This is a genomic window from Pseudoflavonifractor sp. HCP28S3_F10, from assembly GCF_052065415.1.
Classification (GTDB): domain Bacteria; phylum Bacillota; class Clostridia; order Oscillospirales; family Oscillospiraceae; genus Pseudoflavonifractor_A.
In genome coordinates, this window is sequence record NZ_JBQHUB010000016.1 from 16,087 (window position 1) to 28,842 (window position 12,756).

Consider the following 12,756-nt stretch of genomic DNA (forward strand, 5'->3'; position numbering starts at 1 on the left):
CTCAGCAATAGGCACGTTTGGAAAGGCTGACGGGCGCCGCCTCACAGAACTTCAGGTTGAGCCGGCAGAGGTGGTAGCGGATATTCTCCGTTTCCTCGATCCACCTGTCAAGCTCCCAGAGATCCTCTGTGCAGAAGGCATCAAAATCCAGTTCGGAAAACAGGACCTGCTCGCCGCGCAGGAGCGGCTGGTAAATATGCTCCATGACATAATCACAGCTCTCCAGCGGCGCAAGGCTTTTTCCCTCTTTTGCCGCGTTCAGCGATTCCGTCAGCCAGTTCAGGTCGATTTTCATGTGCGCTCCTCCATGACAAGGGACACAGCGCAAAGGGCATAACGGTCCAGGTGGGAAAGCACCTTCTCGTCCAGATCCTCCGTGGCGTGCGCCTGCTTTTCCCGCAGGTAATACAGCGCGCAGTCCGGCAGAAGCTCACCCTTCATCATGGAGAGGTGCCACATAAGATGGGGCTTGAGGTTTTCGCCGTCACCCTTCACGCTCATGGAGCAGAAAAGGACTCTCCCGTGCTCCAGCGTTTGGTCCACCTCCATGTTTTTCAGAAAGCCATCCAGATGGAACTGGATCGCCTCGTCCTGGAACTTCTTTCCCATGGCATACAGGTACAGAAACAACGCGGGGTCGCTTCTGCCCAGCACAACGCCAAAGGGCTGCTCCACCTTCTGATTCCAGGCCAGCGTTGCCGGCTCAAAGCGGACATACCGTTTTCCAAGATACTGGAGGAGAAACGCCGATACCTGCTGCCATACCTCTGTACGGACAGCGGCATCGTCCATGCCGGGTCCCGGCACAGGAACGACCATGACCAGTTGATTCACTCTCATAAGGTTCTCCTTTCTTTCATGTCAGCGCCTTGAAGCCTTTCGGCGTCAGGACGTTGAACACCATTTTGTTGCTGATGACCTCTTTTACTTCAGCCCCCATGTGCATTCCGCGGCTGCTGTACTTTTCCTCACGTTCCTCAGTCTTGACCTTGATGATGCGTCCCTTGATGACGTGAGGCGTGTCGCATTCGATCAGGCCGTTGATCATACCGGAGCCGCCCACCAGGCCGATCTGGCCGATGGAAAGGGGCAGCAGCGGATGCTTGCCGGCACTGTCCAGTTCGCTCTTGGCGTTCATCAGCCGCCGGATGCTGTCCGAGTGGGACAGCTGGCGCTCCAGTTCCTTCTCGTTGAACAGTTCTCCTTTGAACAGTTCCACTTTTTTCGGCACAGCCGGCAGGGCGTAGCGCCCCTCCTGCAGCTGCGTGACGCTGGGGATCGTATCCGGGTCATAGGCGTACTGCTCAAGCGCCACGCCGGCCGATGGTTCGTCGATCCGTTTTTTCCGAAGGCCCAGGACCGCCACCTGCTTGAATTTCCTGAACTCCCCGTCGGTAAAGCGCCAAACGGAGAGGTCTGTAAAGTTCTCGCCAAGGATACGGCAGATATCCGGCGTCAGACGGTAGTAGGGAATGACATAGATCAAAAGTCCGCCAAGCATGAGATGGCCCATACTCTCCACCAGAAACCGCTTTTCATGACGCGCCCTGCTGCCGCCCTGGGTCAGCACCGACAAATAGGGCGGATTCAAAAACATCAGGTGGAACGTCTCCGAGCTGATGCGGCTTTGGAAGAAGCTGCCCACACCGACGCGGTGCAGACGTGTCTGCGCCTCCTCCGCCCGGTATTCGTCCAACTCCACGCCATAGGCATAGCAGTTGTTTCCCTGCGCGATCTGCCGCAGAGCCTTGCCGCAGCCACAGCAGGGGTCGAACACATTGGTGGTGACCCCCTCCGGGAACCTGATCCCCCGCAGGATATGGCTGATGTTGTCCGGGTCCGTTGGATAGTAGCCCATGCGGACATTGTTCATGAGGCGGCCGATCACTGCGGCGTTTACCGAATCCGGCCGCTCCGGCAGCTTTTGCGCAAAGCCGTTCAGCACCTCATAGACGGGCTTGTAGGCCCTGGACATGAGATTGAATCCGGCAAGGCCAGCTTGCAGCTTGCCAGCCGTTCCGGCCAGGCCGTATTCCTCCAGTTCCAAAAGAGCCAGCCTCGCGTCACCCAGAGCGTTTTGCAGGCGCACAGCAGTCTTTTCCAGTTCCTCATAACAGGCGCGGGCTTTTCGCGGCTCGCTCTGGAGGTACTTCTCCACTCTGGCACGGCAGGTCAAAAGCTCGGCGCTGCCCTTCAAAATGGCCTGACGGGCTTGCGTGAGCTTGGCCGCGGCAAAAACGATCTCCTGGCTTTGTTCATTTTGCAATTCACTCAACGATTGCCACCCTTTCCGCGCGTCATGCCGCCCATGGCAGCACATCGGCTTTCCGCAGGGCGCCCATCCGCCGGAGCAGTTCTTCGTAGGGCATATCGGCCAGTTCGGAAAGGCGGATATAATTGTTGTACCCGCCGCGGTGGTCCTTGAGGTTCCGAATGGTTCGGTAGAGGATCACATTCTCTCCTCCGCAAACCGGCTGCTCGATGCAGACATAGATGCCGCCATCCTCCCACATTCCGCAGAGGGAGCAGTCACCGGACACAGCGATACCCGCCGCGTTGGACTTTACCACCACATCCCGTAAACCGAGATCTTTGGCCAAAGCGCGCAGGAATACCTTTCCCTGATTGAGATAGGCCTTTTTGGCCCCATTGGGACCGCACTCCCGCTCGCCCCAGATGTAGCTCAGGTCCCGGCTGAGCAGTTCGTGGAGCCGCCGCATGTTTTCCTGCTGTGATTTCATTGACATCTTGATTCCTCCTCAACTGTTTTTGGAAAAGAGGCAAGGGAACGCTCCTTGCCTCTTTTCCTTCTCTCACGCCGCAGGGCGCAGGATCTGTTCCAGCTCGGGATCAAACACCGGAACGTTTTCCTCCGGCGTACCCGGCACGATGCGCAGCGTGTAGCCGCTGCTTCGCAACAGCTTGAAGGTGCTTACAACACGCTTGAGTTCAAAATCCTCCGCATCGCTGTCCTCAGACTCCCGCGCGGCACGGTCCTGCTCCAGGGCCTCCCGCACCGTCCGGATGATCTCAGCCTTTACCGCCGGGTCCATGTCCGGCATTTGTTCTTCCTGCGCAGGAGCCTCCTCCACAGGTGTGTATTCGGCGTCCACCGGCACGCGCTTGGGCTTGGGAGCCGTCAGTGCCACCCAGGCGGAGCGCAGCGCAGATGCCAGCAGCGTGCGAAGCATCCCGCGCTTTTTCGGCGCCAGGTTGACGACCTCCTCAGCCTTGATCTCACTGATCTCACTGACTGCCACCGTCAGCTTTCCGGTCTCCACATAGGCCGCGGAGAGGAAACAGCTGACCACCGCGCAGTCGGAGGCGATGACCTCGGGGGCCTGGACACGTTTGGCCAGCAGCCGCTTGCAGATGACGCCGGCACTTTCCAGTTCATCCAGCCGGATCACATCCGCGTGAACGGAGCCGGCGTGAAGAACGCCGTTTCCGCTGATGGTCTTTGCCCGGACATCGCCGAGAACATGGACGTAGCCCTTGATGACCAGGCGGTCCGTCACCAGCGATTCATAGCTCACAGTTTCTCCCTTGGGAATGTAGACAGTTTTCATGGTTTTCTTCTCCTTTTCATGTAGTTTCATTCTTTCTGGTCTGATAGTGCGGCCCGCAAAGTCCACGGGCGTTAAAACTCTCCCTGTCCTCAAGCAGCTCCCTGTCCCGTCCTGTCAGGATAAAAAAGCGGAAGATCGCTGCGCCCCGTATCAGGCAGCCAGGGTAGTTGGCACAGTTTCGGCAGCTCTCGGGTTCCATTCCGTCCCCTCCTATGCCGCCAACAATTCATCCTTCAGACGTATCGTGCAGATCAGTGCAAAATCTCCACGTCCTTCCGCCTCCATGATGACCGGTGCGGAGGGGCTGACGATTTTCAGCTTCACGCGCTCCTCGCCGCGGAACTGCCGCAGGGCGTCTTTCATGTACCGAAGGTCAAAGCCAAACGTCACCGTGCTTTCTCCCTCTGTCCGGATCGCGGTACGAAACTCGCTGCCGCCTACTGACATCAGCAGTTCTCCGCCGCCAAAGCGCACATAGGGCTTCTTGGTCTCCGGCGCGGATTTTTGCAGGAAGTCCAGTTCCTGCAAAAACTCCTCAGGCGATACGAGAAGTTCATCCCGGAACTCCCTGGGGATCGCGGATTCCAGGTCATACGCTCTGCTTTCGGCCCTTCTGACCATGACGCTGATGATTCCATCCTGGAAACAGACATAGCGTGCTCCGATCCGAAGCGTTGTCTGCTCGCCGTCCAGCAGCTTCAAAAGGGCCGCGGCATCCGTGTTGATCAGGAACGGAGCCGGGAATGCAACAGACGGATCGCTGTCACAGGCAAGGCGGTATCCATCCAGCGCATAGACCTGATTGCCGTTGAACTGCACGCAGGAGCTGGATTCTCTTCTGCTCTGACCGGGCTTCATAGTCGCGTAACGCACACGCTCCACACGCTCCAGCAAAGGCTTTGTGGCCATCGTGAGCTCGTACATGACCTCCAAATCCGGTTTCACCGGCCGATCCTCCGCAGGCAGGGCTTCAAACTCCGCCGCCCGGGAACCGCAGCGCATCTTCATACGAAGCTGTGCCTTTTCTCCCTGGCCGGTTTCGCTCAATTCCAGTTCCAGAGGGCCGTCGAAGTGACGGCAGGCCCGTTCAACATCCTTAGGCCTTCCGAGAAGGCAGGAGAACTCATCACCGGCCGCCGGCAACTCCAGCGTCACCCAGGCGCCGAGATTCGTTCCCGTCAGGGTACACGTTCCGTCTTTGACCTCCACAAGAACCGCGTTCAGGCAGGGAATACAGCTTCTTTCCAACACCTTTGATACTTTCCGAAGGCCTTCTGAAAAATCTCTTGCGTCTACTGCACTTGTCATGCCGCTTTTCTCCTCCTCTGTTTTTGCAGGGTAGGCCGCACATTGACAGAGGTCGTCCCGAAGGTGACCTGCCGCACACGGCTCTCGCCCAATGTCAGAATGTTGTAGACCAGATCCACCACGATGGTCGCCGCCGTGATATTGGCCGCGATGCTCTGTGGAGCGGAAAGCGACGCCTCTGCGCAGCTTAGCTCCGTGGGGAACTTGTCCGTTTGTTTCAGCACATCCGGATAGACCGCGCCGATGGGGCGGTACAGTGTCCGGCCGCCGCTTCGGAGTCCGCAGACTACCTGCCCGGTGTGTTCTCCGTTTCCGCTGTCGATGTAGATCAGCTCATCCATCTGATAGAACAGGCTGTGGCAGAGCTGCCGGCTTCGGTTGTTGTCCACGGCGCCGATGAGTATGACCTGTTCCTTCATCAAAGGTGCGTTATACTCCGGCCCCATTTGCCAGGTCTGCGGCGTCAGCAGTTCCTGAAGCCGTTCCTCGCTCTCGATAAACTCTGGCACGTACTCCGTTTCCATTCCAAACACAGCGGAATACCGCTCCGCCAGGACCTTGGCCTTATTTTCGCCCAGGTCTGCGGGGGTAAAGTTCTGCCGTACAAGGTTTTTCTGCTCCACCACATCGCCGTCGCAGATGATAAAGCGCACAGGGCGCTCCAGGGCATACAGCAGACGGTACAGATGGGGTGCGATGTGGCCGCCGGTGCCTCCGGCGCCCAGCATAACGACCTTGACGGGCCGTTCTCTTGAAAACCTCATGCCAGCAGCGCCTCCGGCAGCCCCCGCAGCAGGTCATCCCAAAAACGGCCTTTGCGGCGATGCGGCGCATCCTCCGCAAAGCGGCTGTATCGCTCCACGCGGTCCAGCCACTCAGGGGGGAACTCCTCACCGATGCTCTCCAAAACCAGGCCGGGATCGATCTCCTGGAAGGTGCCTCCGCAGGAGATCCGGGCAGTAATGCTCGGGTAGTACCGCTCCAGATGTCCCAGCACAAAATACAGCCGTGTGGCTTTTTCGTCCCTGTCATCAATGGCAGAGAATTTTGCCGCCATGCTGTTGTGACTGTGAACGTCGGCGTAATGGATGTACCGCTCCTCCGGCAGCGCGTCGCCGCGCAGGTCTGCGTCGATGCTGGCCTTGGAAACCTTCTGTTTGGGGACAAAGGCGGAATACTCCTCCCGTTCTTTATCCCAGTAAATGTGGACCAACGCCTCAAACTCCTCCTCTTCATTCATGAAGCAGCGGAAAAAGGAGACGATCTGCGCCATGAGCTCTCTGGGGATGCGGGGCAGAGCCGGGGTAAACCCGGCCCTGACCGCTGAAAACTCAACAACTTTGTTTTTGGGGGCGATAAAGTCGCCCATTTCGGTCTTGCGAAGCTCGTACATACGGCCGTCCTGCCCGGGGATCAGGCAGATGACCTTGTCCGACGCTTTCGCCGCTTCCACAGAGGGGAACACGCCTTTATAGGAAGTTGTCCCCTTGCTCTGGGCGGTGACTTTGGGCTTCACCAGGCAGTCAGGATTACGGTCCTTGTCCTTTGCCTTTTTGAGGCCGTCCAGAAACGCTTTGGATTTCTCGATCTCCTCCTTGACGCTGGCGATGGTGGTCTCCTTGGGGTCGGAGATGTACTTGGTGGTCTTGCCGTACTCCACCGACCAGGAAACCTTTTTCCCTTCCGCCAGCTCCGGGAAATCATCGGATTTTGCGATGCGCAGCTCCTCAAAGGTCATAGAGGTGTCCTTGATGCTCTCCTTGGCTCCGCCGTAGGAAAAAATGGGGGGCTTGTCAAAGAGGGATACCTGCTTGGGCTTATCCTCCTTGGGTTTTGCAGCCGGTACATTCGTCCCGCAGTTCCCGGCAAGTGCCGCGAACAGGTCAGGTTCGTTGCCCGTGTCTGCGCGCACCATGTCAGGCGCGATGCCCGCGGACGTGTTGGTCGTGTCCTGCACAGACGGCTGCTCCGCGGTGGCTCTGTTTTCGGGGGCATATTCCGGTTCCTGAACAGTCTCCGGCGCCGGAGGCGGCGGCGCGGGGATATTGCCTCCGCCAAAGATCGCGTCGAAGTCCAGGCCTTCCTCGCCCAGTTCCTTGAAGTTAAACGCTTGCTCCAGTTCACTCATACTTCGGGTCTCCTTTCATTTTTTCGGACAAAAAAAGACCGCAACCGCCCATACAGGCAATTACGGTCTTCTCGGTCCTTATTTGTATTTCCGGTTGATTTGCGGACGGCTCAGGGCAGACTACCCCCCTGGTCCTTTTCATCCGCCCTAAAATGCTCCGCCCTAAAAATGCTCCACCCTGGAATACAGCTATATTTTACCCCAACCTGCGGACATTGTAAACTTGCGGTTGCCGCAAGGGCAGCGCAGCAAAGGGGGTGCGGGTCTCAGGTAGGCACCAAGAAGTGCGAAGCACTTAGAAGCGCCAACCGAATTCACAAGTGAGACCCCTTATTCGGAACGCAGAGATGCAAAACAGCCCGGACGATTGACGTCCGGGCTGTTCGCCTCGCTGAGCGCATGATACAGGGCTTCCCCTATATAGAAGTGCGCCATTCGGTTTCAGATCCTGCTTACTTCACAAAGAAACGATACAGGAAGGTGACGATCTGGGCGCGGGTGCAATCCGCATTGGGGCTGAAGGTGGTGTCGGTGGTACCGCTGGTGACGCCGTTGGCCACCGCCCACATGACCGCCTCGCCGTAGTAGTTCTCCAGGTCCACATCGGAGAAGGGATTCAGGAACATCCAGGTACCCTGCATACCGCCGCCCTGGGCCTGCTCACTGCGGTAGATGAAGGTCATGGCCTGGGCGCGGGTGCAGGTGGCGTCGGGACTGAAGGTGGTACCGTCGCCGGTGCCGGTGGTAATGCCCTGGCTGACAGCCCAGCGGACAGCCTCGGCATAGTAGGCGTCAGCGGGAACATCGGAGAAGTTCATGGCATAGTTCACCACAGGACTGCCGGCAGCACGCCACAGGAAGGTGACGATCTGCGCCCGGGTGCAGGGGGCATTGGGGGCGAAGTGGGTATCATCCACGCCGCCGGTAATGCCCTTCTCAGCGGCCCACAGCACCGCGTCATAGTAATAATTGCCGGGGAACACGTCCACGAAGAAGTTCAGCATGGAGTTATCCTCCATGAAGGTGGCCGTGACCGTGACTTTACTTCCGGGCATTTTGAAGGTGTACTTGCCGTCGCCTTTGTTGGTCAGTTCGATCTCGTTGCCGTTCTTGTCAGTGACGGTTAGGGTCTCCAGCGTGTAGCCCTTGTCGGGAACGACAGTCAGGGTCACGGTGGTGCCCTTGGAAGCGGTCTTGGGAGTCATGGTCACGGTGCCGTTCTTCGCGCTGTCCACAGTGATGGCGTAGGTGCTGACACCGCCGCCGGAGCTGTTCTTCGTCCACTTGGCCCAAAATGTCTTGTCGCCCGTATCGTCCGCGCTGACCTCCGTGACGGGATCGCCCGTGACGGTCTCGTTGTCGTACCAGCCTGCGAACGTATAGCCTGCCTTGGTAACGTTGGTCGGCAGCGTTACGCTCTGCCCGTTGGTGTACTCGGTGACATAGTCGCCGTTGATCGCGCCGCCGTTTAATTCATAGGTAATGTAATTGATCTTGCTGAACTGCGCGGTAACGGTGAGAGCCGCACTTGGCATGGTGAATGTGTTGTTTTCGCTGATAGTTACAACTGGAGCAGAACTCCATTGCGTCAACTTATAACCTGTCGGCGTATTGGGCGTTAACGTGATCTCGCTTCCCGCCTTGCCGTAGGTTTTGCCATTATTGTAGTCGTAGGTCGGGGTGGCCGCACCGCCGGTGACAGTCAGGGGGTAATACACCCCGCCGGTGCCGCTCACCGTGCCGCTCAGGGCGCCGTCCACATACACGCTGCCGCTGTTCACGGCAGTGATGTTAGCGATGGTCAGCGCGGCGCTTTCCGGGATGAACAGGGTCTTGCCGCTGTCGATGGTGAAATCCTCGATGGGGGTGACGGAGGTGCCGTAGACCTTGCCGTCAGCGTCGCCCTCAAAGATCACGCCGCTCCACGCGTCCGACGCTTTGCCGCTCTGGTCGCCGATGGTGCTTGCGAAGATCACCGCGCTGCCGTTGCTGGTGGTCTGGAAGGTGCCGGGGGCGCCGTTTTGCTCGCTGCTGATGCCTTTGCCGCCGCCGATGCCCGCGCCGTCGTTGGTGCTGGTGGCCTTGACGGTGCCGCCGCTGATGGTGATGACGCCGCCGCTGCCGCCGCTTCCACCACCGCCGCCGATGCCCGCACCCATAGTGCCAGTGGCAATGACGGTGCCGCCGTTGATGGTGACTTTTCCGCCGTTGCCGCCGTAGCTGTTGCCGACGTTGTTCCAGTCTACCCCGATGCCGCCGCCGATGCCCGCGCCGCCGTTGGTGCTGGTGGCAGTGACAGTGCCGCCGTTGATGGTGACTTTTCCGCCGTTGCCGCCGACGATGTAGCCGCCGTAGCTGCTGCCACCACCGCCACCGATGCCCGCACCCATAGTGCCGGTGGCATTGACGGTGCCGCCGTTGATGGTGATGGTGCCGCCGTGGGTGACGCTGCCGCTGCCGCCTCCAATGCCCGAGCCGCCATTGCTGCCACCGGTAGCCTCGACGATGCCGCCGTTAATGGTGATGGTGCCGCCGTGGTAGCTCTGATTGCCGCCGATGCCCGCATTGCCGGAAGCGACAGCATTGGCGATCAGTGTGCCCATGGTGCTTTCCTCCGTGGACTGGGCGTAGATGGTCAGGGCGTTGGCGCTGCCGTTGGTGATATCGCCGTCATCGTCCTGCACCTGAATGCCGCCGCTGACGGTGAAATCGCAGTCATCCGCCAGAATCAGGTGGACTTCGCCGCTGACGGTGATACGCTTGGGCGCATCAGCCGTTCCCATCGTCACATCGCCGGTGACCACATACCAGCCGGTTGTCCATGTGGTGTCTTCGCTGGTCACCACGATGGCGGTGTTGCAGGTCTGCTCTGCGCCGTCTTCATCCAGATACTCCGCGCTGACGAAATTCTTGGGCTGGTTGCCGCCAACCGTGCCGACGATGGTACCAAAATTGTTGATGGTGCCGTTGTTGGTCAGGGTCGCGACTTCCGGAATGGTCAGGGTCTTGCCCTCGGGGACGGTCAGGGTCTTGTCCTCGGGGACGGTCAGGGCCTTGCCCTCCGGGATGGTCAGGTCGCCAGTCAGCGTCTGATCCCCATAGACCGCGCCGCTGTCGCCCTCAAAGATGACGCCGCTCCATGCATTCGACTCTTTGCCGCTCTGGTCGCCAATGGAGCTTGCGAAGATCACCGCGCTGCCGTTGCTGGTCTGGAAGGTGCCGCTGTCGGCGATGCCGCCCGTTCCAGGGCTACAACCGCCGCCGATGCCCGCGCCGTAAGTGCTGGTGGCGGTAACAGTGCCGCCGGTGATGGTGATTTCGCCGCCGGCTCCACCTATGGCGTGTCCACCTATGGCACCTCCGCCGCCGCCGATGCCTGCGCCGTAGGTGCTGATGGCCTTGACAAAACCGCCGTTAATGGTGACGCTGCCGCCGTAACCGCACGTTCCAGAGCTCCAACCGCCGCCGATGCCCGCGCCGAAGATGCTGGTGGCTTCGATGTAACCGCCGTTGATGGTGATCTCGCCGCAGCCGTGGCCATCAGCGGAGCTAATGGTGCCGCCGATGCCCGCGTCATAGTCTTCGACGTTCCGTGTGGTCAGCTTACCCGTGCCGCCTGCCTGCCCGTAGATGGTCAAGGCGTTTCTGCTGCCGTTATCAGGATCAGTATCATCGTCCTCCATCTCAATGCCGCCGTTGATAATGAGTTCACAGCCGTCGGTCAGGATCAAGTGGACATCGCCATATACGATAACACGGCGGTTGATCTCAACTGTGCCTTGTACCACATACCAGGTACGTACGCCCCAGTTGATGGTGTTGCTTTCCACCACCGTGGCTCTGGCGCAGGTCTTTTCGTCGCCGGTTTCGTCCAGATAGGGCACGCCTGTCACCGTATCTGCCGCCAGCGCCGCCGTGGGCAGCAGGCTCAGGCACAGGGCCAGGGCCGTGATGATACTTAAAAACCGTTTTTTCATGTTTTCAGTCCTCCTTTGGAATCGCGTTGGGGTTATACTTTCTAATAAAGAGTTCCAGGGTTTCCTTGAGTGCTTCTATCTGGGATTTCAGGTAAAATTCATCCTCAAACAGGGCGTAGTGGACGCAGGCCCGGATCAGAATGAAGATCAGCGGCGTCAGCTTTTGATAGGGGATGCCCAGCTTTGGCTCCAGGCTTTTCGCGTATTCGGTATAGCGCGCATCCACGCCCGCGAAGAATTTCTTGCCGTATTCCCGGTATTTGGGGTGGGTGTAGACCTGATACATCAGGCGGTATTTCTTTCCGTGCTTTTGGGCCGTCCAGTAGGGGATCTCGTCAATGAACCGCTCCAGGTCCGCAACGTCGGTGGGGGCTTTTGCCATAAAGTCATCTTCTACCTTGCTCATACAGTATTCGGTGGACTGGACGATCAGGTCATCCAGATCTTCGAAATATGTATAAATCATAGATGCGTTATAGCCGCAATGCTTCGCAAGGACACGAATACCTGTGCCGTGCAGCCCCAATTCAGCAAAGCCGTTGAAGCACGTTTCCATCAGCTCGACTTTTTTGGCGTTCCACTGTTCCTCAGTATAATTCGCCACATGATCGCCCACTTTTTATTCAAATCATCCGTTCTATATAAATTATAGCATATGTCCATAGAAAAAACAATCAGTACGGCATCTGCTGAAATTGCAACACACCCTCCCCAGGAAGCGTTTTTCAACAGTATTCAGAAGGATCTCAGTGCCGATCGCGCGACGGCAACCACACCCTTGAGGCTTTTTGCTGTTCCAGCGCCTGAATAACCCAACGTCACATTTTGGCCCGTCAAAGCCATAAGCCGTACGGAACAGGAAATCGGAACCGCAAATTAACAGAAAATACGCCATATCCAGCCTTTGAAGCTGAATATGGCGTATTACTTGTTGACGGTCCTGTTTATGATACTTGGACCGCCATTTGCTGTTGTTCGGCATCACCTGGCAGTCTTTTCAATCAGGTAGCGTAGAGATCATGCCGTCCGGATCACTCTTCCTGATCTTCCATCATCAGACGGAGAAAATCAGCCGGAGCGTAAACTGGGAGCTTCGCTTTCGCATAATCTTTGATATTTCTGGTCACGATGCAGTCCATGCCGGAACGTACCGCGGTTTCGATCATGACCGCGTCTTCAAAATCCGACACATCCGACGATATGGCGTTTCGAATATCCAGCGCAGCGGTATCCACGAGTTGGAACAGCGTACAAAGCTTTGTCAGTACATCTCTCGTCTCCGGGTCACTGTGCGTTTTCCGGTGCGTCAGATAGTAGATGTCCGTAACCGCTTTTGCCGTCAGGAACCCTTCAAACTGGCGGTTTGCGGCGAGAAGGAACACCGCCTGCGCGTCCTCGCAGAACGGTTCTCTGCTTTGGAGGGCATCTACAACCACACAGGTATCAATGACCGCTCTCATATGCTGTTGAGTCTTTCCTCTCTGGCCTGCTCCAGCGTAGGTTCATTGGGCAGAATACCAAACAGGGACTTGGCAATATCCACCCTGTCCTGGTGCGGATTCGAAAGCTTTGCAACGACTTTCCCGTTGCGGGTGATAAAAATATCCTCTGTCGCAGCCAGCATCAAATACTTACCGAGGTTATTCTTCAATTCTGTTGCAGTGATTGACACGAGAGTTCCCCCTTTCCGTCATGATTTGGGTTCACATATATTATACGCAAATCGCACGAAATAATCAATAGAATCGTTCGATTTTAACGGTCATCCATTGGC

12 protein-coding genes are annotated in these 12,756 nt (G+C 57.7%); all 12 read right to left on the reverse strand.

The window, feature by feature from the left end:
* Position 1 precedes the first annotated feature (1 nt).
* The gene (locus tag ACTNBZ_RS08310) at positions 2 to 295 is read right to left on the reverse strand and encodes a hypothetical protein (RefSeq protein ID WP_441209205.1); all 294 of its coding nucleotides are present in this window, start codon (positions 293 to 295) and stop codon (positions 2 to 4) included.
* A complete protein-coding gene (locus ACTNBZ_RS08315; protein ID WP_441209206.1) occupies positions 292 to 840 on the reverse strand; it encodes a hypothetical protein in 549 nt (182 codons plus the stop codon). Before ACTNBZ_RS08315 ends, ACTNBZ_RS08310 begins: the two co-directional genes overlap by 4 nt.
* A gap of 16 nt (positions 841 to 856) precedes the next feature.
* Entirely contained in the window at positions 857 to 2,275 is a 1,419-nt protein-coding gene (locus ACTNBZ_RS08320) for a DUF6094 domain-containing protein (protein WP_441209207.1), read from the reverse strand.
* 22 nt (positions 2,276 to 2,297) lie between these two features.
* On the reverse strand, positions 2,298 to 2,747 hold the full coding sequence (locus tag ACTNBZ_RS08325; protein WP_441209208.1) for a hypothetical protein: 450 nt from the start codon (positions 2,745 to 2,747) through the stop codon (positions 2,298 to 2,300).
* Between the two features lie 66 nt (positions 2,748 to 2,813).
* Positions 2,814 to 3,569 carry a hypothetical protein gene (locus ACTNBZ_RS08330; RefSeq protein ID WP_441209209.1) on the reverse strand — a complete coding sequence of 252 codons (756 nt, stop codon included), beginning with the start codon at positions 3,567 to 3,569 and terminating at the stop codon, positions 2,814 to 2,816.
* A gap of 210 nt (positions 3,570 to 3,779) precedes the next feature.
* Positions 3,780 to 4,877, reverse strand: a complete 1,098-nt coding sequence (locus tag ACTNBZ_RS08335; RefSeq protein WP_441209210.1) for a hypothetical protein — start codon at positions 4,875 to 4,877, stop codon at positions 3,780 to 3,782.
* Positions 4,874 to 5,641, reverse strand: coding sequence for a ThiF family adenylyltransferase (locus ACTNBZ_RS08340; protein WP_441209211.1), 768 nt, complete (start codon positions 5,639 to 5,641; stop codon positions 4,874 to 4,876). The genes ACTNBZ_RS08335 and ACTNBZ_RS08340 overlap by 4 nt, the downstream gene beginning before the upstream one ends.
* Entirely contained in the window at positions 5,638 to 7,005 is a 1,368-nt protein-coding gene (locus ACTNBZ_RS08345) for a hypothetical protein (RefSeq protein WP_441209212.1), read from the reverse strand. Before ACTNBZ_RS08345 ends, ACTNBZ_RS08340 begins: the two co-directional genes overlap by 4 nt.
* Positions 7,006 to 7,457: 452 nt before the next feature.
* Entirely contained in the window at positions 7,458 to 10,982 is a 3,525-nt protein-coding gene (locus ACTNBZ_RS08350; RefSeq protein ID WP_441209213.1) for an S-layer homology domain-containing protein, read from the reverse strand.
* Between the two features lie 4 nt (positions 10,983 to 10,986).
* Positions 10,987 to 11,586, reverse strand: a complete 600-nt coding sequence (locus ACTNBZ_RS08355; RefSeq protein ID WP_441209214.1) for a TetR/AcrR family transcriptional regulator — start codon at positions 11,584 to 11,586, stop codon at positions 10,987 to 10,989.
* Positions 11,587 to 12,013: 427 nt separating this feature from the next.
* Positions 12,014 to 12,442: a PIN domain-containing protein gene (locus ACTNBZ_RS08360; protein ID WP_441209215.1), complete on the reverse strand. Its 429-nt coding sequence runs from the start codon at positions 12,440 to 12,442 to the stop codon at positions 12,014 to 12,016.
* Complete coding sequence (locus ACTNBZ_RS08365) at positions 12,439 to 12,654, reverse strand: type II toxin-antitoxin system Phd/YefM family antitoxin (RefSeq protein ID WP_441209216.1); 216 nt, start codon at positions 12,652 to 12,654, stop codon at positions 12,439 to 12,441. Before ACTNBZ_RS08365 ends, ACTNBZ_RS08360 begins: the two co-directional genes overlap by 4 nt.
* Between the last annotated feature and the right edge of the window lie 102 nt (positions 12,655 to 12,756).

Excerpts from the sequence above, each read along its gene's own strand:
- ACTNBZ_RS08330 (WP_441209209.1), bottom strand. The coding sequence starts at position 3,569 with ATGAAAACTGTCTACATTCCCAAGGGAGAAACTGTGAGCTATGAATCG.
- ACTNBZ_RS08310 (WP_441209205.1), bottom strand. The coding sequence starts at position 295 with ATGAAAATCGACCTGAACTGGCTGACGGAATCGCTGAACGCGGCAAAA.
- ACTNBZ_RS08360 (WP_441209215.1), bottom strand. The coding sequence starts at position 12,442 with ATGAGAGCGGTCATTGATACCTGTGTGGTTGTAGATGCCCTCCAAAGC.
- ACTNBZ_RS08350 (WP_441209213.1), bottom strand. The coding sequence starts at position 10,982 with ATGAAAAAACGGTTTTTAAGTATCATCACGGCCCTGGCCCTGTGCCTG.
- ACTNBZ_RS08335 (WP_441209210.1), bottom strand. The coding sequence starts at position 4,877 with ATGACAAGTGCAGTAGACGCAAGAGATTTTTCAGAAGGCCTTCGGAAA.
- ACTNBZ_RS08315 (WP_441209206.1), bottom strand. The coding sequence starts at position 840 with ATGAGAGTGAATCAACTGGTCATGGTCGTTCCTGTGCCGGGACCCGGC.
- ACTNBZ_RS08340 (WP_441209211.1), bottom strand. The coding sequence starts at position 5,641 with ATGAGGTTTTCAAGAGAACGGCCCGTCAAGGTCGTTATGCTGGGCGCC.
- ACTNBZ_RS08325 (WP_441209208.1), bottom strand. The coding sequence starts at position 2,747 with ATGTCAATGAAATCACAGCAGGAAAACATGCGGCGGCTCCACGAACTG.
- ACTNBZ_RS08345 (WP_441209212.1), bottom strand. The coding sequence starts at position 7,005 with ATGAGTGAACTGGAGCAAGCGTTTAACTTCAAGGAACTGGGCGAGGAA.